Genomic DNA, 20,587 nt, shown 5'->3' with positions numbered 1-20,587 from the left:
TTCTTGCTTAATTTACGTCATTAAATTCGTTCAAGTTATTTCTTGCAATCTGCCATAATCTAAAAGATATGGCTACCAAATGGCTTAGTGGCACAATCATCGCAAAAGAGCGGTTAAGCTAGTAAGATTCTTGTCAGGAAGCAGAAAATATGATAATGTTTTGTTACTCTAGGGTAACGAAATGAGAGGAGCGAATTCTCATTTATCCTGAGACGGTGTGGCAAGCTATTCGACAAATTCAAGAGGATTATCGACAAGGAAGAATCGAAAATAATCTGCATCGAAAAACAACGGATTATTTGCGGCGGCAAGGATGGACGTATGCATTGGCGCTAAGGCGAGCGGTTCAGCGGTTGCCTTATAGCCGTTATTATCGCGGTCCATCGGTCCATCATTGGATGGCAACCTACGCAGTCTACGAATTTATTAGCGCGATTAATGATCAGGACTTTTATCTCAAATTTGATTTGAAATGGCATGGGACTTTGGTGGAATCAATCCATCAACGAGAGTATGCGATTAGTTCGCGGTGGCATCCAGTCCCAACGGCATTACGAAAGGAGCAGGAAAATGGCGGCAGAAACGAAACAGATTTTTGACCAACTAACACAACAAACGGTAACGTTTCAAGTCATTCATCCGGTGGAGACCGTGAATGTCCTGGGAGAAACCCTCACGGCCCCGCACGAGTATTGGGTGCCGCAGGGGCAAGCGGTGACGGATGAGGCCGCGTGGCTGGAACCCAAAGATGACGTCGACCGCAATCTGCAAGCGGACTACGCCTTATTTCGGCGGACCTTTCACTTTCTGACCCCGGCGGAAATCAAAGCCAACCGGCTAGCACTGCACCTGACGCTCCGAGAGACGGCGGCCGCCTTGGGCATGAGCTTTAGCACCCTGTCGGATATCGAAAATGGGCGGTTGTTGCAATCGATGGACCAAGAGGTGAAGTTGCGTTATTTGGCGGAGCGGCCGGCGTTTGGTCACTTTGTGGCGCAGCACGCGACGATTATCGGCAATCGGCTGACCCGCCAAGGCGTGAACGCTCCCAGATTCTTCGAAAAACTCGCGGCACACGTTTGAATACTTAAAAACGGGACCTCATCAGTCTAAACTGACGGGTCCCGTTTGCTTATTTGTATTTTGCTTCCAGGCGACTCATCCACCAGCCCAGGGCGATGCCCGCCCCGCAGGCCACCAGGCTGCCGACCCAGGTCAAAGCCGTGGCCCCAGCATAGGAGATGCTCTCCGCGGCGCTGGGATTGGGCACCAAGATCAAGACGGTGCTGGCCACCACCAGACCCAGGATGAAGTGGTGAACCCGGGAATGGTACCGTTGCAGCAGGTACTCCACGCCCTTAGCGAAGACCGCCAGCGTCAGCAGGCCCCCGAGGGCGATCGGCAGGTACACGCCCAGCAGATCCAGGTTCTTGAACCCGGTCAGCATCGGTGCGAACAGACCCAGGATCAGGAGCAGGTTCGAGGGGCTCAACCCGGGCACCAGCACGCCCAGGGCGATCAGGCCGCCGGCGACCAGAAAACCGGTGAAGTTTGCCGGCAGCGTCCCGACCAGGTCGCTCATGAAGTAGAGCCCCAGGCCGCCCACGACCAGGGTGCCGCCGAACCAGAGCCAGTCGAGGGCGTCCCGGTCCGACTGGGACGTGGCGGTCGCGGTCAGGGCCGGCAGGGTGCCGATGATGGCGCCGGCGAAGCCCCACAGCACGATGACCTGGGCGTGGGCCAGCAGGTAGGCCAGGGGCGCCGAGAGCAGGGCAATGCCCAGCAGACCCCCGATACCGACCGGCAGGAAGAACGGCAGGTCGCTGCGCCAGCGCTTGGTCGGGTGGGCCATGAAGCGCAAGAGCCGTTCGTATAGGCCCAGGATGGCGGCCAGGACCCCGCCGGAGACACCGGGGAGAATGAAGCCGAGGGCGATGATCATCCCCTTGAGTCCGCGGGTCAGAAAACCGCGGAGAGCGTGGGGCCGGGACGGGGTTTGTGGGGGCAGCATGGACAGTTCCTCCTGATTTCGTGAAATGGGTGTTTCCGTCAGTTTAGCAAGGTTCAGGGTGTTTATCAAATGAAAACGGCGACCTTAAGAAAAACTGGAGAAATGGCGCGCCAGCATCGTTTCAAGGTGGCAAAGCTGCCAGGCGGTGAGGGGCTTGTTGATTGCGGTTTAGCGGCTAAACACCTATCATGGCAGTCAAGATGATGTGATTGGAGGAGATGGACGATGGCAGCAGCGAATCATGACTTTAAACAGGTTGTATACGTACATAATCGGCGGGAACTAGCGCGGCTTTTAAACGTCCTCGTGCCCGAAAAAAGGATCGCCGACAAGCGATTCAAGGCAGCAAATCAGTCAGGCGGTCGCGGCCTTTAGCAAATCACCCCATCAATTGAACGACTAAAAAAACCAGGTAGGCGCGCCCCGTAAGGGCGTTCCTACCTGGTTTTTGGGTTAAAGTGCGCTTATTTCGCCGCGTTCTTCGGGTTCCAGTAGTGCGCGCGGGTCAAGAGGTCCTTGGACCGCTCGTCCGCGGGCACGAAGCCCCGGTTGAATAGGTGTTTGAAGTACATCATGTTGTAGATGGCGCCCCAGAGGAACTGCAGTCCCAACTGGATGAAGCCTAAGACCTCGACCATGCTGCTAGCCGAGACGCTCATCTGGACGATCATCTGCACGCCGGCGTTCACCCCCATGATACACAGGAGGTTATACCAGTCCCCCCGGAAGATGGGCGGGATCACGGGGAAGATGAAGGCAATCCAGGCGAACCCGACCTTGGCAATTCGCATATTGCCGGTTTGGGGGTTCACCACGGTCGCGTAATTCGGCGGTAGGGGCAGTCCTTGAGGGCCGTTACCGTTGTTGTTATTGTCATCATCGTTAAAGCCCTTGAAAGGATCTTGCATGTCATTAGCCAACTTTCTTCATATGATTGCTATTTAAAAGTCTAACACGAAAGACGGCGACTGCCTATTAATCTATCGTTGGGACAACTTAACGACCGCTTCACACCGCGCCGTTTGCGGCATCATGTCGACCGATTGGATGTAGTCCACCCGGTAGTCCTCGGTCAGCTCGACCAGGTCCTTGGCCAGCGTCGACGGGTTGCAGGAGATGTAGACCAGCTTCTGCGGATGCACGGCTAAAATGGTATCCATCAGGTTCTGGTCCAGTCCGGTGCGGGGCGGGTCGACCACGATGGCGTCCGGCCGAAAGCCGTCCATGGCCCATTGCGGGAGAACGTCTTCGGCGGTCCCAACCTCGTAGTGGGCGTTGGTGATGCCGTTCAAAGCCGCGTTGGCGTTGGCGTCGGCCACGGCCTCGGGGATAACGTCCATCCCCCGGACCTCCTGGGCGATGCCGGCCAGCGACAAGCCGATGGTCCCGACCCCGGAGTAGGCGTCGACCACGGTCATGCCTTCCTGCAGGTCCAGGGCTTTGCGGGCCTCGTTGTAGAGGACCTCGGTCTGCGCCGGGTTCAGTTGTAAGAAGGCCCGGGCGGACAGTTTAAAGGCCAATCCGCCGAGTTTTTCGGTGATGGTCTCTTCGCCCGCCAAGTGCAGGGTGGTGTCGCCCCAGATCAGGGACGTCTTGCCGGGGTTGACGTTTTGCATGATCGAGGTGACCTGGGGCAGCTCGTCGGCCATCCGCAGCAGCAGTTGGTGCTTGTGCGGCAGCTTCTGGGAGTTGGTGATGAAGACCACCTGGACGTCGTCGGTGTTGGCCGCCGCCCGGACGACCAGCGTCTTGACGATCCCGGAGTTGTGCTCCTCGTCGTAAATGGGCACCTGCAAATCCTGCAGCATCTGGACCAAAGCCCGCATAACGGTCATGGTCACCGGCATCTGCACGGAACAGGTCGGCAGGTCGACCAGGTCGTGGCTGCGCTCGGCGTAGAGCCCGGCCTGTACGGTGCCGTCGTCGGCTTGGCGGACCTGAAATTGGGCCTTGTTCCGGTAGCCGTAGGGGTCGGCCATCCCCAGCGTGGGCCGGACGTCGTAATCCTGGTAGCCGCGGGGTTCGTAGCGTTCCAGCGACTGGCGGACGATGTCGCGCTTGAATTGAAGCTGTTGCGGGTAGGCCAGGTGTTCGAGCTCGAAGCCCCCGACCCGGTCGGCGTAGCTGTCGCGCGGCTCGACGCGGTGCGGGATGGCCTTACGGATCCGGTGGACCTTGGCGCGCAGGTAGCGGTGGGCCACGCTGGTGACCTCGACCACGGCCTCTTCATCGGTCAAGGCGCCGGGCACGAAGACGGCCATGCGCTTGTAGTAGCCGATGCCTTCGCCGTTGATGCCCATGCGTTTGATGGTCAGCGGAAAGCGTTGGCCGACCTCGACTGCGACCTGCGGCGTCTCCTCGCGGCGGTTGCGGCGGGGCCGCCGGTCGTTGTGAAAGCCGGCGCGGTCGTTGCGGGAATGATCCCGTTGGTGATTATCATATCTCATTTGATTTAGTCTCCTATAATGTGAACACGTAGAACCTGGAAGTCTCGACCATTATACCAGAGATTGGCCCGCATGAATGCGCCCGGGGATGATTGCGGGTCAAACAAAACGCGTTTCTCAGGCCGAAGTCGAAGAAACGCGCGGAAAAAATGGGTCAACGGGTCGTGCGGGTGTGCAGCGCGACGGAATGCTGGGTGGTCGAGCGGGCGGCCGGCACGTGGGCCTTGATCAATTTCTTGTTAGCGGTCACGTACCGGCCGTTGGTCAGAACGTAGCGGGTGGTCAGGTGGTAGCGCATGATGCGCTTAACGGTCAGGACCTGCCCCTTGCGGTAGTGGTGGGTCTTGCCGGTCAGCTTGCGGGTGCGGTAGCTGTTGACGCCGTGCGGGTTGATGACGCTGACCTTCCGGTAGACGTGCTGGTAGTACACGCCGGAGACATAGGCCTTCTTGGCGGTGATGTAACCCACCCGGCCATCGGTCTTGCGGTCGTGGTTCACGTCGCGGACCTTGAACCGCAGGGTGCCGGCCTTGGTGGTGGCGGCCCCGGTCACGACGAACATCGGCCGCTTGACCCGCGGCTGCTTGGCGTAGTGCGCCTTGCGCTGGGACTTCTTAAAGGTCGGGTGCCGGTAGAGGTTGAGGGCCTTGGTAGCGTAGATGGCCTCGCCCTTGAAGGCGGACAGGTCGCTCTCGCCCCCGGTGATCAGGTCGCCGTCGTTCAGTGGCGGCTTGACCTGACTGGGCTGACTTGACGAACTGATCGAGCTGGTCGGGGCACTGGAACTGGTCGACCCGGCAGCGCTACTCGATGAGCTGATGATGGCCGAGCTGGAACTGCTGCTGGACGAGCTCGTCGAATTGGAACTGCTGGATGAGCTAGTACTGCTACTGGATGAGCTGCTTTCGGCGGCCTTGACCGTGAGCTTGACGGTCAACGACTGGTCGTCGCTGGTGGTCAGCCGGACGTCGTAGGTGCCAGGGGTGTCCAGCTGAGCGCCACTCAGGTCGACGGCGACGGGGATCGTCTGGCCGTGCTTGTCGGTGGCCTGCGCGTGAAACGTTGCGGCGGTCGGGGTGGCGTCGCCGACCGTGATGGTGGCGTTCTCACCGGTCAGGCTCTGCTGGTTCTTTTCGTCCTGGGTGTAGTGGTAGGTCACGGTGTGCGGATCGGCGTCGAATTGGCCGGTCGGGTCACCCGTGACGCTCTGGAAGGTGTAGCCCGGGAAGGCCTTCTGGGTGGTGGTGAAGTCGTCACCAAAGTAGCCGTCGACGGTGACGTCCGGCGTCAGCGGTTGATCGAGTTGGTCCAGGTAGCGGGCCGTGATGGTGCCGCCGGGGTTCTTGGCCCGAACGTAGGTGCCGGGGGCGGAACCGTCGTAGCTATCGCGCAGGGCCGCACCGTTTTGATAGGTCACCTTTCCGTTGGGTGCCGCGATGGTCCCGGTCCCGATTTCTTGCCAGGCGTCCTTGTAGGCGTCGTTCGTGAACGGATTAAAGTTGGAGCCCTTGAGGAGCGAGTCGGGCCCCAGGTGCAGGACGGTCAGATTACTGTACATGAAGGCCTGCGAAAGATTGGCCTTGCGGAAGTTGATGCCGGAAAGGTCGAGCTCGTGGACGTGGGCCGCCATCATGAACATCCAGTAGGCGTTGGTCAGTTTGGGCATCTTCCAGCCGGTCAGGTTGATGACGGGCGACTGGGCCTGGCCGAACATGAAGCTGGCGTCGGTCACGTTGTGGACGTCCCAGCTGGAGAGGTCGAGGTTGGTGACCTGAGTGCCGTAAAAGGCAAAGGTCAGACTCGTGGCGTGACTGGCGTCGATCTTGTCGAGACCGTCGATTTCGGTGGCGCCGAGATAGCCGAAGAGTCCCTTGTTTTTAGCGGGGAGCACCACGGGGCCATCGATGACGATCTTGGCGACTTGATCCCCGTAGGCTTGCCAAGCGGGCCCATTGCCGGTGGTGTTGGCCAGCGTCCCGGCACCGATGTGGAGCGTCAGATCATCGGTGATGTACCAGTGACTGGTGCCGTATTCGCCGGAGTGGAGGATGCCCTGAGTGGCCGTGGTATCGGCGTGCGCGGTGACCGGCGTGGTGAGCGTCAGTCCGGTGCCGCCGAGTAGCAGGCCGCCCAGTCCCAGGGCCGCCACGAGCACCGCGGGGGTTTTAGTGAAAGTAGACATGTGGATGAACTCCTTTCGAAGTGACACAGTGACCGGGTGATTCGGCGGCCGGCCACTTGATTAGTTAATTAAATTATCAGCCCTATCACCGAATAGCATAGCCTGGAAAGTGAATAAGTTCAATCAATGCGATTTGCGATTAATTTGCAAATAAAACGAGCTGCTTCAGCGAAAAAAGTTTAAAAAAGTTGCAAAGATGAAGCCGCTTCCATAGCAAAACCGGCAGGGGTTGAGTACAATTAAGGTATCTATTGACTAAGAGGGGGCTTCACTATGCATTATCGTCAAGTAGCGTTGGTGACCGGGGCATCGTCCGGCATTGGCAACGCCATTGCAAAGAGTCTGCACCGCAACGGGGTCACGGTCTACGCCGGCGCGCGGCGGGTCGACCGAATGAACGACCTCGATGACCTGGGCATCACCACGTTGGCGCTCGACGTGACCGACGCCGATAGCGTGGAACGCGTGGTCGACCGCATCGTGACCGAGACCGGGCGCATTGACATCCTGGTCAACAACGCTGGCTTCGGCCTGCTGGGGGCGCTCGAAGACCTTAGCATCGACCAGGCCCAGGCGCAGTTCGACGTGAACCTCTTCGGGGCGGCCCGGCTGATTCAGTCGGTCCTGCCGATGATGCGCCAGCAACACGCCGGCCGGATCATCAACGTGACCTCGGTCGACGGCAAGGTCGCCCAACCGATGGCCAGCTGGTACGTGGCCTCTAAGTTCGCGTTGGAGGGCCTGTCCGACACCCTGCGCCTGGAGCTGGCCCCCCACGGCGTGCACGTGGCGGTCGTCGAGCCGGGCAGTATCCAGTCCGAGTGGGCCGACATCGCGAGTGACCATTTACAGACGGCCTCGGGTAGCGGTCCATACGCCGCCACGACCCAGACGGCCATCGCGATTTTAAAGGCCGTCAAGAAGTTCGCCAGCGCGCCGCAGGTCATTGCCCGGCTGGTCGACCAGGCGGCACTGTCCCGCCGTCCAAAGACCCGCTACCACGCGGGGGCCGGCAGTTCGATCCTCCTGGCGCGCAAGTTTCTGTCCGATAAGCAGATGGACCGGCTCTGGCGCGTCGTTGGTCGGGCAGCTAAACGAATTACCCACTAATCTAAGAGTCGTTGACGCGGCTCGCCAAGACCGATATGCTAAAGCTATTCAACACTAGGGGTGCCCATTGCGGTGGGCTGAGATGCACGGGCAGTGCGATCCCTTGGAACCTGTCAAGTTAGGACTTGCGAAGGGAACGTGTTTGCTGGAAAGAGCGCCACCAGACCACGTTTACGCGGGTTTGGTGGCGTTTTTTGCGCTCGGTTGAAAATTAGGGGTCTCCCGCCAAAAATCGGCGGCCGGTTTGCGGAAGTAACCGTACCGGGTCGTTGCTGGCGGGGCGGCCAATCATTTTATGGGGGAATTTAAATGAAAATTGCGTTATTGGATCAGCTGCGGGAGCAAAATCCCATCGTGTTCAACATCTCCAACTTCGTGACCGTCCAGGACGTGGCCAACGGGCTGAACGCCTTGGGCGCGTCGCCCATCATGTCCGAAGAGGTGGCTGAGGCCGACGAGATGGTCGGGCTGGCCGGGGCCGTGTGCCTCAATCTCGGGGCCTTCACGTTGCCGCAGGTCAAGCAGATCACCACGGTCGGCCAGCTGGCCAACCGCCAGCACAAGCCGCTGGTCATCGACCCCGTGGCGGTGGGCGCCGTGCGGTTTCGCGCCCAGGTCGCGACCGAGCTGCTCCAGACCATCGACCCCGACGTGATCCGGGGGAACGCCGGGGAGATCGCGGCCTTAGCCGGCTTGGACTGGCAGGCCAAGGGCATCGACGCCGGACAGGGGAGCGGGGATCTGGTCACGATTGCCCAGACTTGTGCGCGTAAGCACCACTGCGTCGTGATCCTCTCCGGCCCCACCGACGTGATCACCGACGGCCAACGGACGGTCCAGGTCGACAACGGCACGCCGCTGTTTCAGACGCACGTGGGGTCCGGCGACATGCTGTCGAGCATCGTGGCGGCCTTCTGTGCCGTCGAACCGGATACCTTCGAGGCGGCGCAGACCGCCTGCCTGGTCTTTGCGGCGATTGGCCAGCGGGTCGCGGGCACGGCCGAACGCATGGGGGCCGGTACCTTTATTACTAAATTAATGGACGCCTTACAATTCACCACGGTTGCCGAAATTGAGGCGGTGGCGGCCTACAAGTAACGCTGTAGGGCGGTGAAAGGATGATAGATGATGACCAATGAATTTCCACAGACGTTGACGATCGCGGGGACCGATAGCGGCGGGGGGGCCGGCGTGATGGCCGACCTGAAGACCATGCAGGAACGCAACGTCTTCAGTACCGCCGTGATCGTCGCGGTCACGGCCCAGAATACGCTGGGCGTGCAGGACTTTATGGCCCTGCCGGCCAAGCTGATCAACGAGCAGTTCGCCTCGCTGGCCGCGGACTTCAAGATCCGCGCCTGCAAGACGGGGATGCTGGCCGACGCCGAACACGTGCGGCTGGTGGTGGCGAACCTGAAAAAGTACGACTTCGGCCCGCTGACCGTCGACCCCGTGATGATCGCCAAGGGGGGCGCGGCCCTGTTAGCGAACGACGCCGTTGAGACCGTCAAGCAGGAGCTGGTCCCGCTGGCCGACGTGCTGACGCCGAACCTGCCCGAGGCGGAGCGGCTGACCGGCCTGACGATCGACTCGGCCGAACAGATGGAGGCCGCCGCGGTGGCTCTCCAGCAGATGGGCGCCAAGAACGTCTTACTAAAGGGTGGGCACGAGGCCACGCCGGACAAGGCCAGCGACTTCGTGTTGCTCGCCGACGGCCGGTCGTTCTGGCTGACGGCGCCGCGCATCGACACCGTGCGGACCCACGGCACCGGCGACACCCTGTCGTCGTGCATCACGGCCGAACTGGCCAAGGGCGCGGACTTCGAGACCGCCATTCGGCTGGGTAAGGACTACGTGACCGCGGCCATCGCCCACACCATCGAGGTCGGGCACGGCCACGGACCGTTGAACCATTGGGCGTACAACCAAGGAGGCGTCTTATAATGTCAGTGACCTTTGAACCGGGCCTGTTACGGGCCTACTTTGTTGCCGGAAGTCAGGATGTGCCGGGCCGTGACCTGCGAGACGTCTTGGCCACCATGCTGCGGGCGGGCATCACCGCCTTTCAATTCCGGGATAAGGGCAGTAGCCAGCTGACCGCCGCCGAACGCTTAGAACTTGGCCGCGACCTGCGCCAGCAGTGTCAGGCTGCCAACGTGCCGTTTATCGTGGACGACGACGTGGACCTGGCGCTCGCGCTCAACGCGGACGGCGTGCACGTCGGCCAGAGCGACGAACGCATCCAGCAGGTCCTGGCCGCGACCAACAGCCGCCAGATGTTCGTGGGCCTGTCCTGTTCGACGCCGGCGGAGGTCGCCGCGGCGAACCAGATCGACGGCATCGCCTACCTGGGCAGCGGGCCCATCTACCCCACGGTCTCCAAGGACGACGCGGACCCCGTGATCGGCACGGCCGGGCTGCAGGCCCTGGTCGCACAGGCCAAGGTCCCCATCGTGGCCATCGGGGGCATCACCGCGGAGTCCTTGCCGGCCATCGCCCAGACCGGGGCGGCCGGCGTGGCCATCATCACGCTGTTGACCCACAACGACCAGCCGGAACGCGCCGTCAAGGCCATGCTGGCGGCCTTTTAGGCGAACGGATTCCTTGATTTGACCGGTAAAAACCTTTATCCTTTGGACTATAACGGTTTAGAAGGAGCCAACCTATGAGCTTTTTAGAGCTACAAGATATTCATAAATCCTACAAAATGAACAAGACGGAATTTCCGGTCTTAAAGGGTATCAGCCTGAAGTTTGACCGGGGCGAGTTCGTCTCCATCCTGGGGGAATCCGGGGGTGGGAAGACCACCTTGATGAACATCATCGGGGGCCTGGACGCGCAGTACGAGGGGGACGTCCTGCTGAACGGCAAGTCGTTACATAACGCCTCGACCAAGCAACTGGACAGCTACCGGCGGCAAACGATCGGGTTCATCTTCCAAAACTTCAACCTGATCAGTCACCTGAGCATCCTCGACAACGTGATGGTCTCCCTGCAGATGACCAAGCTGAGTCGCAAGGAACAGCGCGACCGGGCCACGGCACTGCTGGACCAGGTCGGGCTGAAGGAACACCGGCACAAGCACCCGAACCAACTCTCCGGGGGCCAAAAGCAGCGGGTCGCCATCGCGCGGGCGCTGGCGTCGGACCCCGACATCATCATCGCCGACGAACCGACCGGCGCGCTGGATTCGCAGAACACGCAGGAGATCCTGACGTTGATGGACCAGATCGCGGCGAGCGGCAAGCTGGTCATCTGTGTGACCCACTCGCAGGAGGTCGCCGACCACGGGACCCGGATCGTGCACATGGCCGATGGGGTCATCGACCAGGACAAGCACCTAAAGGACCCGTTCCCGGTCACCGACCACGCCGAGATGGCCGCCAAGCACCTCGGGTTCGGTGCGATGGTCAAAATGGCCTTGAAGCACATGCGCTATAACTTTAGCCGCAACCTGCTGATCATCTTCGGCGCCTCCATCGGGATCTTCAGCGTCATTTTGATGCTGGGGCTCGGTAAGGGGGTCAAGGGTTACATCAACCACGAGATCTACTCGCAGATCAAGCCCACCGCGGTGCAGGTCGCCCAGAAGACCAGCAGTGAGGACGCCAAGAAGCTGGCGGTCACGGACAGCGACGTGTCGCGCTTGAAGCAGCTCAAGCACGTCAAGAAGGTCCAACTGGGCTTCTACACCCAGGGGGCGCAGGTCCAGTACGCCGGGACCAGCTCGACGGCGCAGATCGTCCAGACGGTCACCGACCAGATGCTGGCCAAGAGTATCAAGAAGGGGCATCAACCGGCGACCGGACAGGTGCTGATCGCTAAGGGCTTCGCGCAGAAGTTTAACAAAAAGCACCCGTACAAGCTGATTGGGAAGAAGGTCAAGGTCTCCATCACCGCGATGGATAAGAATCATCTGCCGGTGGTCATGACCAAGAACCTGACCGTCAGCGGAGTCACCGACGGGTCCGGCGGGCAGCTCCAGCCGAACCTGCAGACCGTTAAGAACCTGTATCACGGTAAGAAATTGACCTTCCGGGCCAACTTCGCGACGGTCATGATCGACTCGCTGAGCAACGTGACCAGCGTGCAGGACAAGATCAAGGGCCTGAAGAACGCCCAAGGGAAGGCCCGGTATCAACTGACCGGGGCCGGGGCCATCGTCTCGACGCTGAACACCTACATCCAGTTGGCGTTCTACGTCTTGGCCGGGATCGCCGGTATCTCGCTACTGGTCTCCGCCATCATGATCATCGTGGTGCTGTACATCAGCGTGTCGGAGCGGACCAAGGAAATCGGTATCTTGCGGGCCCTGGGGGTTCGCAAGCGCGACGTCAAGAACCTGTTCTTGTCGGAAGCCTTCTTCTTAGGACTGTTCTCCAGCATCCTAGCGTTGGCCTTTACGGAATTGGTGGCGCTGTTCGCCAATAATCTCGCAACGAAGTACATTGGCTACACCATCGTCGAGGTCACCGGCAACTACCTGATCTTTGGCATCGTCGTGGCCGTGGTCATCAGCCTGCTGGCCGCCTTAGCGCCGTCCAGTCGGGCCGCCAAGCTCGACCCAATCGAAGCCTTAGCTTACGAATAAACCAAAAAAGCCTGTCACCGACCGCATGTTGGTGACAGGCTTTTTGTCGAGCGGCGAGTGAGGTGCCAATCGACTGATTTGGTAACACTGAGGAAAATATGTAACGTTGAGCGAAAACGTCAGAATCACAAATCGGTCAGGCCACAAGATAGGAACGGTGGCCTAACCGATTCTTGCCATAAATGAGAAGTCAGGGTGACTAAACCCGGCTTTACAGGTTTAGTGTACCATATCGCCTGTGAATTGCCAATCAATATCGTCGGGGATCGGTGGCCACCTGCCGGGCAAGGGGCGCCGGTCAGGGGCGGTGGCTTAACGAACTCGTTAGGGCTTTAAAACGTTTGCCGTCTGGTCGACTTGCCAACTTTTGGCCGGTCAGCCGAAAAGGCCTTGCGTTTTAGAACGTATGTTCGTATAATGGAACAAGTCGGGGATGACGAACGGGTCAATCTTGGCGATGCGTCACGTTGCACGTGATTTCTCATGATTATCATGCCGGGAGCATGATAAAATGGGGGAGCTTCCGTTGAGTTCTCCGCCATCTGGGCGGGGAACCCGGCGGACCGGGGCCGGTGGTCTAGCAAGCCGGTCGCGGGTGTCGTTGAGGTTAGTCAGTGGGGACTCACGAGTTTGTCGTTAGGGTCGGAGTCGTTCACCGGGAACGGCCCGATCCGCTGACTAGCCGACGCGGCAAGTTCAGTCGGCGCCGGGGGTGACCGCGGTGCCGAGCATACCGACGGGGACGATGGGATCATGTCCCCGTCAAGCGATTTTGGAGACCGCTGCTTAGGGATGAGCAGTGGCCTTTTTGGCGTTCTCGGGGAAAACGGCCCAAAACGCCCTCATCCGGGAGTTGGATGGGGGCGTTTGACGGTGAGGGCCTAGTAATGGCGACTGGTCGTCTTCATCACCTGGGCGGGGCGGTTGGTCAGGAGGTAGCCGGTCCCGTTGCGGGTGAACTGCAGGCCCTCGAACTCGCGGTGGCCGTTGAAGTTGGTGGCTTCGACGTCGCTCGCCTTCAGGTGGCCGAGCTTGCTGACGGGGATCGAGGCGATGCTGCTGTCACTGACGAAGTACAGGCGGTTGCGCTTGGCGTTGTAGGCCAGCGACTGGCTCTTGGTCCCGGGATTATGCCGCAGCCCCTGCATGATCAGGTGGAACTTGACGGACTGGTTGGTGAGGGTGCCCTGGTAGAGCTTGACGCAGCCCTTGGGCGCCCAGCCGCCGTTGGAATAAGTATAGAAGTACGCGTGCCCGCGCTTGTCGAAGGTCAGGTTCTCGCCCATCGGCACGGTGCTCTTCAGGGTGAAGTTGATCCGCTTGACAGGCTTTAAGGTTTGGGGACTGACCCGTTGGACGTTGCTATGGATGGCCGTGGCGCCGACGAACCAGAGTTGGCCGTTCTTGGGGTTGCGGGCCAGCGATTGCCCGTGCCCACAGGAAAACATCGGCCCGACCTGGACGTTCTTGGCGATGGCCCGGTCGCCGGATGTGGCGGATGCCAGCCGAGGGGCGTTCTGCGCGGTGATGCCCAACCGCTTGAGGCCGGCCAGGTTGTACCGGGTGATGAAGCCCTGGTCATGGTGGTTGGTGGTCAGAACGTACAGCGTATTGCCGGAAGGGGTCATGACCAGGCTCTGCGGGTTGGTCCAGAGCCGACCGTTGTAATGGGACGGCAATAAGAGGTCGGTCTTGAAGGTGACCCGCTTACCCTTAGCGCTGCTGACCGTGCTGCCGGTACCGGTAAAGGCGGTGCGCTTGACGTGCATATTGCGGTTATTGACGGTGGTGTACTTGGCAACGTTGTAGGGCCGCAGCGCGTTGCCGTGCTGGGTGCTGGTCTTGACGGCCGCGTTCGCCGACGTCCCCGCGAACAGCAGCCCCGCGATGGCCGCTGTGGCGGTGAGCCAGATTGATTGATGCATGGTTTCCACTCCTTTGATGATGCTGGTCCCGAGGGGCCTCCTTTCTATTTATACCACTTTTTAAAATTAATTTGGGGTCTTAATGGTCTTCTTCGGGGAATAAACCGTTAAAACGACGGGGTGGGGCCGATGGGGGTCGGCCGGCTCGGTGGTCGCTTTTTACGAATATTTCATTAACGAAACCGCTTAATCTCCGGTTAACTGGCAGCTGCCGCGGGTTCGCCAGTGGCGGCGGATTTCAGTAGAGTAGGCGGTGACCATAGCGCTATGGATCACACCTGAAGGGATGATTCATGATGACCACACCTCAAGACACCGCCGCCTGCGACTTCCTTTTTGCCGAAGATCACGAACGGATCATTTACGCTGCCGTTCGCCACTTGCGATTGACCCCCGCCCACCCGGACTACGAGGACTACCTCCAGGAGGGCCGGCTGATCTTTATTCAACTGTATAACGACTACGAGGGGGACCCGACCGCCCAGCCCCACCGCTTCTTGGCCTACGCCTACCAGCGGGTGAAGTGGCGCCTGAGCGACCGCCTGCGCCGCGACCGGAAACGCACGGAGCAGCAGCTTACGGGGGACCCGACCACGGTCATCGGCGAGCAACCCGCGCCCGTGGATTTCGCGGTCACGGTCGAGGCCGCTGATCTGCAGTGGCACCTGTTGTCCCTGGTGGCGACCCACGGCACCGCCGGCGAGTGGTGGTATCTGAAAGAACGCCTGCTGGACCACCGGTCGATCGCCGAGATTGCCGCGCGGCACGGCGTCGGGCGGTCGACCGTTTACCGCTGGCGCACGGCCGTCATGCGACGGTTGGCCCGGTATTTTCAAAAAAAGTGAAAAAGGGCGGACAAATGACCCCGGCATTTCGTTAGTAGGGGTGTAAGGGTTGGCCAATCACTTACCACATTACGTTCACGAGAGGAGATTCACCCATGCAAAGCAACTGGAAGAAAACCACTATCACGTTCATCCTTGGTAACGACGCGGCTCACCCCGTGCGAGTCGTCCTCGCCAACGGGATCGCGAACCCGACGCCGGAAGCCATCGAGGCGTTCGGCGGGTACCTGACCAGCTTGACTGGGTTGCCGTTCCGTCACGCGACCGTCACCACCATGAACGACGTTGCCACTGCCGCCTAACGAAAGGAAGAGAAGATTAGATGAAAACCTTAGAACTGACCTTTAAGAGTTCCGATTTACACCTCAAGACCCTGCGGCTGAAGTACGTGGCCGACAACCTGACCGCCGAAGACGTGCACGCGGTGATGGGCAAGATGGCCGCCGCCAACTTGTTCGCCAAGGGGAACCAGGCCCTGTACGCCACCCCCGTCAGCGCCGCGGTCGTTGAGACCACCAAGACGCCACTGGACCCCACGCCCGAACCCGTCGCCTAACGCGCGCCGGTCTAAAGACTAGTTCCGTTAATCGGAAGGCAAAGTTTTGAAAACAACCGTCAAAAAGGCCGATCACTCGCTGGAGTGGTCGGCCTTTGGCGTTTTAGCCCACGTGCGGGTGCTGCAGCACCTTATCGGGGTATTTGACGGTGACGTAATCGGTGATGGCGTCGATCATCTTGGCGGTCGACGGGGCCTTGGCCTGCTCGCTGTTGACCACCAGGCAGATGGTCCGGTAGAAGCGCGTGTCGAACGGGTAGACGTTGACGTCGCCGCTGATGCGCTCCAGCGCCAGCTCGGGCAGGATGCCCATGCCCATGCCGGCCTCGACCATGGCCAGGATGGACTGGTCGTCGATGGAGAAGCGCAGGGCGTTCGGCTGGATCTGGTAGTGGTCTAGCGCGGCCTTGGTGTCCTTATCGTAGTCGCCCCGCTGCAGGATGAAGTTCTGGTCGACCAGGTCGGCCGCCGTGACCGTGGTCCGGTTGGCGGGGATGAAGTCGTTGGGCGTGATGCAGTAGATCTCGTCCTTGACCAGCGGCAGGACCGTCAATTTCTCGGTGACCGGCAGCGCGGAGAAGCCGAGGTCCAGGCGCCCGGTCTTCACGGCCGAGGCGATGCTGCTGAAGTCGGCCTGCTCGACGTTGATGTCGATCTGCGGGTAGTCCTGCTTGAAGTTCTGGATGATGGGTGGCAGCCAGTTGATGCAGACCGAGGAGAAGGCCCCCAGCCGCACCGACCCGGCGTTGAGCCCCTTGATGTTCGCGGCGGCCTGTTCGAGCCGGTCCTCGGCGTTGATGATCGCCTGGATCAGCGGTTGGACGGCCTGACCGTCGGGGGTCAGTTCGACGCCCGAGCGGTTGCGGATGAACAGGGAGAAGCCCAGCTCCTTTTCCAGCTGGTTGACCGAGTGGCTGATGGCCGAGGGGGTCACGTTTAAGACCTGCGCGGCGCGGTAAAAGGTATGTTCTTGGATGATTGCTTGAAAGACACGGTAGGCAAACGGAAGCAAGGTTGCCACCTCCTGTTTAAAGTTGAATAAAGTTCACGTAAAAACGTGATGAATAAATTGTACTTTCCATCAGAAGTATTCTATCATACTAGGCAGAAAGGCGATAGTCCACAAGAACGGTTAGGCCGGCTAGCGACCCGACTTAGAAAGGTGTGTCTTACAATGAAAGAATTATTAGCGCAACGCGTCAACCCAGACGTTTCATCGGCGTTATCCGGTTTGTTTCCCCAGGACGATGATCCCACGGCGGTGACCTTTGCGGCGGGGAGCCCGAACGAGCAGCTGTTCCCGGTCAAGGAGGTCCAGGCGGCGTTCAACACCGCCATCGAGACGCAGGGCGCGCACCTCTTTCAGTACCAGTCCGCGCAGGGGAACCCGGCGCTGCGGCAGAAGCTGGTGGCCCGCATCGCGAAGTGGGGGCAGGTGACCACCACGGCCGATCACATCGTCTTGACGGTCGGTGGGCAGCAGGGCATCGAGCTGGTGGCCAAGGCGCTGCTGGACCCCGGCGACGACATTGCCGTCGAGGTGCCGACCTACATCGGGGCGTTGGCGGCCTTCGACCTGTACCAGCCGCACTACCACGCGGTGCCATTGCAGGCGGACGGCCTGGACCTGGACGCCCTGGAGACCACGTTGAAACGCCACCCGAGCATCAAGCTCCTGTACACCGTGCCGGATTACCACAACCCGACCGGCATCACCATGAGCGTGGCGAAGCGCCAACAGCTGGTGGCCTTGGCCAACCGCTACAACTTTGTCATCCTGGAGGACACCCCGTACCGGGACCTGGGTTACGAAAACGCCCCGCTGCCGGCCATCAAGAGTTTTGACACCGAGGGTCGGGTGATCTTCCTGTCGAGCTTCTCGAAGATCCTGATGCCGGCGCTGCGGACCGGCTGGCTGGTCGCGGACGGCGCCATCCTGCAGGCCATCTTAAAGGTCCGGCTGGCCAGTGACCTGGAGGCGACCGGGGTGACCCACGCGGCCATCAACGCCTACATGGACGCTAACGACATCGACCAGCACATCGCTCACATGACGACCCACTACCGGCAACAACGGGACGCCATGCTGCGCGGGCTGGCGGCCTACTTCCCGGACGAGGCCCACTATACGCGACCGGCGGGGGGCTTCTTCGACTGGGTCACGCTGCCGCAGGGCATCGACGCGGAGCAGCTGATGCGCGACGTCATTAGTCCGGAGGCCCACGTGACCTACGTGCCGGCGACGAACTTTTACCCGAACCGCGACGTGCACAACGCCCTGCGGCTGAGCTTCAGCGGCCTGGACCCGCAAACCATCGACAGCGGGATGCGACGGCTGGGCGACCAGCTGAAGGCGGCGGTGCATGCGTTGAATCCGGTGCTGTAAACAGAAGGGCTAGTCAGAGGATTGTCCTCTGGCTAGCCTTTTTTAGGTAACTTTTTCGGGTAAACTGCTGATGGGGTGGGGACGGTTAGGATTGTGGCAGACGTGGGATGGGCGTATGATGAATGCAGTGAGGTAAGTTGATAAAAAGTCGACAATTAGAATTCTTAAAATGTTGATTTAGCGGGATTGGGTTAGTGTTCCCCACACGTGTGGGGGTGACCCTATGTCTACTAACGGCCATAAAGCTAACTTTCAGTGTTCCCCACACATGTGGGGGGTCTAATAACGACAAAGGCGTCACCATTCAGTCCGGATGGTGACGCCTTTATATATTGAAAATTTATTTCGCCATTGAAACGACCTTTTTATTCCCGGTCAAATACTGTCCGTTCGCTAACTGGTACCGGGTCATTGTTCCTCGGCGAACCAGCTTGGTGACCTTGACCGTGGTTCCCTTCTTCAAGAACTTGCCGCGGTTCTTCTTAGCCAGGGTCGCTGACCGATACTGGTAAGCACCCTTAGTGTTGGTAACCTTCAGCTTAGTGTAGCTGCTGCCTTGCCAGTAAAGGTTGGCAACGTAGTCAGAATTGGCCGTGATATAGGTGCCATTATTTAACTGGTAGCGGAGAATGCCGGACTTAGATTTAGCCGTTCCCACGACTGTAAATATCCGTCCTTTTTGCGGTAGCTCAGCAAAGTGATGAACCCGCTCACTCCTCTTAAAGGTCGGGTGCTGATAAGTATAGAGCCCCTTCTTTACATAAATTTGAATTGGCTGAAAGACCTTGGTCGGTGCTGTTGTCGTTGACGATGTTGAGGCGGTTGAAGAGGATGAGGTAACTGAAGAAGATGAATTAAACGAAGACGAATCCACTACAGCTGAGGAGCTACTACTCGATGTTGCGGCATCTTGGGTATAGGTAAAGGTGGCATCAGAATCGGTCCCAAAAGTGATAGTGGCCGTCGGGGCCTTGGCAGTGTACCCTTTAATTGCTGGCGCCGCGAGAGTTTGTTGGGTTAACGTAACCCCACTCACGGTCTTATCCGCCGCGAGAGTCTTGCCGGTCGTGGAGCGGTAGTGAATTGTGACGGCAACGGGTGTCTTCGGAACCAGCGTGTAGGTAGTATTGGTCTGTCCATCTAATGTGAGATCAAATCCATAAAGCGAGAGATTGAGCTTTTTCTTTAGATAGTCATTGGGGGTGATGGTCACTAGTTGATGATTTGAGGTGACCAATGCGTCATTACTATCCGTAAAGTAGCTGTCATTCAAAATAAATTGTCCACTGTCGTTAATATTGCCAGTGACGTTACGAGATTCGAGAACGTTACCCGCAACATCTTTAACGGTCACAGTTTTAGTTGCAGCCGAATTGTTCTTGTGGGCGGGGATGACGACGTAGTAAATGTTTGGTTCTTTTAAAAGGGTGAGTTTTTCGGTTGGTAATTTGGCTATTTCACCATCGTTCACGGAGTAACCCTGGAAAACCTCTGTACTTTCAGTGATGTCGCTTTCGGCGTATGTCACTCCCAGCTGATTTTTGACAGCCGAAATAAATTGGGCGGGAGTCAGGTAATTGTTCGCCAGTTGGTTCATGATCGGCAGCATAGCGACGATAGAGTCAGGAACTTGTTGGTCATCGGTTAGATCACTAACAGATGACTGTTCAGTAATGTTTGGTAAAAATGTGATGGCCTGCGTGTAGTTTTTGCCATCCACGATAGGTTGATTTGGACCATAAAACTCTACGATGGTACTGCCATCGGTTGAGGCTTGAGTCGAAATTGGTGGGACGGCTAGAAAAGAGAGAATGAGGGCCATGCTTAAAAGTAGCATTTTTAAAATTCTAGATAATTTCATGATTTCACCCCTTAATTTATGTCTGTCAGTAGACTAACTGAAACATTTTGAGAATCTTTGGGGTTGGCGACAGCGTCGGTGCTTCTGAAGCAGTGACTATGTAAGAATTGATTCAGAAGGAACCTCAAAAGATAAATTTATAGATGATTAATTTCACTTCCTCCTATATTTAATAATTAAACATTAACTGATAACACCAATTATAGTATATATTCAATTGATCAATTAGAGCGCTCAAACGGTTCCGTTTAGGGGACGTTTTGACAAAAGTGGGGTCACGGTCAGGAAAAATTGATTGTTTTCGATTAGATATTCCCCCTTCATTGACTGGTTGAGCGCACGATATTTTTCAATGAAGCGATTAAATGCTGATTGGGTAGATGTGATTAGAATTGCTGGTGGGCTAATACGGGCGTATGATGAATGTAGTAAATTGTAAGTTAATGAAAATACGGCAATGATGATTTCTAAAACGTTGATTTAACGGTATTTACTTAGTGTATTCCCCACACGTGTGGGGGTGATCCTCTGCTGGGCGAATACGTCGACAACACCACTTTGGTATTCCCCACACGTGTGGGGGTGATCCCGGACAGGATCGTCTGACGGTACAGCGTGATACGTATTCCCCACACGTGTGGGGGTGATCCCAAAGTTAGAGACCGTTAAAGCC

Annotated in this window: 17 protein-coding genes, 1 CRISPR repeat array and 1 riboswitch (1 of these 19 running past the window's edge); of the genes, 10 read left to right on the top strand and 7 right to left on the bottom strand. The window is 58.5% G+C overall.

Going from position 1 to position 20,587, the window contains the following annotated elements; all coding sequences use genetic code 11:
• Positions 1–570 precede the first annotated feature (570 nt).
• The gene (locus FD37_RS11540) at positions 571–1,083 is read left to right on the top strand and encodes a helix-turn-helix domain-containing protein (protein ID WP_056965374.1); all 513 of its coding nucleotides are present in this window, start codon (positions 571–573) and stop codon (positions 1,081–1,083) included.
• 49 nt (positions 1,084–1,132) lie between these two features.
• On the opposite strand, the gene FD37_RS11535 is transcribed toward FD37_RS11540, so the two are convergent.
• The 4 genes from FD37_RS11535 to FD37_RS11520 form a co-directional block, all read right to left on the bottom strand.
• The gene (locus FD37_RS11535) at positions 1,133–2,011 is read right to left on the bottom strand and encodes a DUF368 domain-containing protein (RefSeq protein WP_147007744.1); all 879 of its coding nucleotides are present in this window, start codon (positions 2,009–2,011) and stop codon (positions 1,133–1,135) included.
• Between the two features lie 464 nt (positions 2,012–2,475).
• Complete coding sequence (locus FD37_RS11530; RefSeq protein ID WP_045806322.1) at positions 2,476–2,919, bottom strand: DUF2628 domain-containing protein; 444 nt, start codon at positions 2,917–2,919, stop codon at positions 2,476–2,478.
• A 72-nt stretch (positions 2,920–2,991) separates the two neighbouring features.
• Positions 2,992–4,458 carry a 23S rRNA (uracil(1939)-C(5))-methyltransferase RlmD gene (gene rlmD / locus FD37_RS11525; protein WP_056965373.1) on the bottom strand — a complete coding sequence of 489 codons (1,467 nt, stop codon included), beginning with the start codon at positions 4,456–4,458 and terminating at the stop codon, positions 2,992–2,994.
• 154 nt (positions 4,459–4,612) lie between these two features.
• Positions 4,613–6,640 (bottom strand): DUF5776 domain-containing protein, encoded by a 2,028-nt coding sequence (locus tag FD37_RS11520; RefSeq protein ID WP_056965372.1) that lies wholly within the window; start codon positions 6,638–6,640, stop codon positions 4,613–4,615.
• 273 nt (positions 6,641–6,913) lie between these two features.
• On the opposite strand from FD37_RS11520, the gene FD37_RS11515 reads away from it, so the two are divergent.
• From FD37_RS11515 to FD37_RS11495, 5 genes are all read left to right on the top strand, one after another.
• Complete coding sequence (locus tag FD37_RS11515) at positions 6,914–7,750, top strand: oxidoreductase (protein ID WP_045806325.1); 837 nt, start codon at positions 6,914–6,916, stop codon at positions 7,748–7,750.
• 46 nt (positions 7,751–7,796) lie between these two features.
• A riboswitch (TPP riboswitch) is annotated at positions 7,797–7,904 on the top strand.
• A 155-nt stretch (positions 7,905–8,059) separates the two neighbouring features.
• The gene (thiM, locus tag FD37_RS11510; protein WP_056965371.1) at positions 8,060–8,848 is read left to right on the top strand and encodes a hydroxyethylthiazole kinase; all 789 of its coding nucleotides are present in this window, start codon (positions 8,060–8,062) and stop codon (positions 8,846–8,848) included.
• Positions 8,849–8,878: 30 nt separating this feature from the next.
• Positions 8,879–9,694, top strand: coding sequence for a bifunctional hydroxymethylpyrimidine kinase/phosphomethylpyrimidine kinase (thiD, locus tag FD37_RS11505; RefSeq protein WP_056965370.1), 816 nt, complete (start codon positions 8,879–8,881; stop codon positions 9,692–9,694).
• On the top strand, positions 9,694–10,341 hold the full coding sequence (gene thiE, locus FD37_RS11500; RefSeq protein ID WP_056965369.1) for a thiamine phosphate synthase: 648 nt from the start codon (positions 9,694–9,696) through the stop codon (positions 10,339–10,341). The genes thiD and thiE overlap by 1 nt, the downstream gene beginning before the upstream one ends.
• A gap of 74 nt (positions 10,342–10,415) precedes the next feature.
• Positions 10,416–12,341 carry an ABC transporter ATP-binding protein/permease gene (locus FD37_RS11495; protein WP_056965368.1) on the top strand — a complete coding sequence of 642 codons (1,926 nt, stop codon included), beginning with the start codon at positions 10,416–10,418 and terminating at the stop codon, positions 12,339–12,341.
• Positions 12,342–13,222: 881 nt separating this feature from the next.
• Here FD37_RS11495 and FD37_RS11490 read toward each other — a convergent pair.
• Positions 13,223–14,266 (bottom strand): hypothetical protein, encoded by a 1,044-nt coding sequence (locus FD37_RS11490; protein WP_056965367.1) that lies wholly within the window; start codon positions 14,264–14,266, stop codon positions 13,223–13,225.
• Between the two features lie 293 nt (positions 14,267–14,559).
• On the opposite strand from FD37_RS11490, the gene FD37_RS11485 reads away from it, so the two are divergent.
• From FD37_RS11485 to FD37_RS11475, 3 genes are all read left to right on the top strand, one after another.
• On the top strand, positions 14,560–15,111 hold the full coding sequence (locus tag FD37_RS11485) for a helix-turn-helix domain-containing protein (protein ID WP_056965366.1): 552 nt from the start codon (positions 14,560–14,562) through the stop codon (positions 15,109–15,111).
• A gap of 95 nt (positions 15,112–15,206) precedes the next feature.
• Entirely contained in the window at positions 15,207–15,413 is a 207-nt protein-coding gene (locus FD37_RS11480) for a hypothetical protein (protein ID WP_045806330.1), read from the top strand.
• Between the two features lie 20 nt (positions 15,414–15,433).
• Positions 15,434–15,667 (top strand): DUF2922 domain-containing protein, encoded by a 234-nt coding sequence (locus tag FD37_RS11475; RefSeq protein ID WP_056965365.1) that lies wholly within the window; start codon positions 15,434–15,436, stop codon positions 15,665–15,667.
• A gap of 103 nt (positions 15,668–15,770) precedes the next feature.
• Here FD37_RS11475 and FD37_RS11470 read toward each other — a convergent pair whose 3' ends face one another.
• The gene (locus tag FD37_RS11470) at positions 15,771–16,679 is read right to left on the bottom strand and encodes a LysR family transcriptional regulator (protein WP_056965364.1); all 909 of its coding nucleotides are present in this window, start codon (positions 16,677–16,679) and stop codon (positions 15,771–15,773) included.
• A 162-nt stretch (positions 16,680–16,841) separates the two neighbouring features.
• Here FD37_RS11470 and FD37_RS11465 point away from each other — a divergent pair, with 162 nt between their 5' ends.
• Complete coding sequence (locus FD37_RS11465; protein WP_056965363.1) at positions 16,842–18,053, top strand: aminotransferase-like domain-containing protein; 1,212 nt, start codon at positions 16,842–16,844, stop codon at positions 18,051–18,053.
• 340 nt (positions 18,054–18,393) lie between these two features.
• Here the strand turns inward: FD37_RS11465 and FD37_RS11460 are convergent, their stop codons facing one another.
• Positions 18,394–19,914 carry a DUF5776 domain-containing protein gene (locus FD37_RS11460; protein WP_056965362.1) on the bottom strand — a complete coding sequence of 507 codons (1,521 nt, stop codon included), beginning with the start codon at positions 19,912–19,914 and terminating at the stop codon, positions 18,394–18,396.
• Positions 19,915–20,413: 499 nt separating this feature from the next.
• Positions 20,414–20,587: direct repeats of the CRISPR family, unit length 28 nt; unit sequence GTATTCCCCACACGTGTGGGGGTGATCC (it continues 649 nt past the right edge of the window).

The organism is Levilactobacillus spicheri DSM 15429, assembly GCF_001435095.1.
Classification (GTDB): Bacteria; Bacillota; Bacilli; order Lactobacillales; family Lactobacillaceae; genus Levilactobacillus; species Levilactobacillus spicheri.
Note: the sequence above shows the minus strand (reverse complement) of the source record. Positions and strands in the feature narration are given on the sequence as shown.

Excerpts from the sequence above, each read along its gene's own strand:
- FD37_RS11540 (WP_056965374.1), top strand. The coding sequence starts at position 571 with ATGGCGGCAGAAACGAAACAGATTTTTGACCAACTAACACAACAAACG.
- FD37_RS11535 (WP_147007744.1), bottom strand. The coding sequence starts at position 2,011 with ATGCTGCCCCCACAAACCCCGTCCCGGCCCCACGCTCTCCGCGGTTTT.
- FD37_RS11530 (WP_045806322.1), bottom strand. The coding sequence starts at position 2,919 with ATGCAAGATCCTTTCAAGGGCTTTAACGATGATGACAATAACAACAAC.
- rlmD (WP_056965373.1), bottom strand. The coding sequence starts at position 4,458 with ATGAGATATGATAATCACCAACGGGATCATTCCCGCAACGACCGCGCC.
- FD37_RS11520 (WP_056965372.1), bottom strand. The coding sequence starts at position 6,640 with ATGTCTACTTTCACTAAAACCCCCGCGGTGCTCGTGGCGGCCCTGGGA.
- FD37_RS11515 (WP_045806325.1), top strand. The coding sequence starts at position 6,914 with ATGCATTATCGTCAAGTAGCGTTGGTGACCGGGGCATCGTCCGGCATT.
- thiM (WP_056965371.1), top strand. The coding sequence starts at position 8,060 with ATGAAAATTGCGTTATTGGATCAGCTGCGGGAGCAAAATCCCATCGTG.
- thiD (WP_056965370.1), top strand. The coding sequence starts at position 8,879 with ATGACCAATGAATTTCCACAGACGTTGACGATCGCGGGGACCGATAGC.
- thiE (WP_056965369.1), top strand. The coding sequence starts at position 9,694 with ATGTCAGTGACCTTTGAACCGGGCCTGTTACGGGCCTACTTTGTTGCC.
- FD37_RS11495 (WP_056965368.1), top strand. The coding sequence starts at position 10,416 with ATGAGCTTTTTAGAGCTACAAGATATTCATAAATCCTACAAAATGAAC.
- FD37_RS11490 (WP_056965367.1), bottom strand. The coding sequence starts at position 14,266 with ATGCATCAATCAATCTGGCTCACCGCCACAGCGGCCATCGCGGGGCTG.
- FD37_RS11485 (WP_056965366.1), top strand. The coding sequence starts at position 14,560 with ATGATGACCACACCTCAAGACACCGCCGCCTGCGACTTCCTTTTTGCC.
- FD37_RS11480 (WP_045806330.1), top strand. The coding sequence starts at position 15,207 with ATGCAAAGCAACTGGAAGAAAACCACTATCACGTTCATCCTTGGTAAC.
- FD37_RS11475 (WP_056965365.1), top strand. The coding sequence starts at position 15,434 with ATGAAAACCTTAGAACTGACCTTTAAGAGTTCCGATTTACACCTCAAG.
- FD37_RS11465 (WP_056965363.1), top strand. The coding sequence starts at position 16,842 with ATGAAAGAATTATTAGCGCAACGCGTCAACCCAGACGTTTCATCGGCG.
- FD37_RS11460 (WP_056965362.1), bottom strand. The coding sequence starts at position 19,914 with ATGAAATTATCTAGAATTTTAAAAATGCTACTTTTAAGCATGGCCCTC.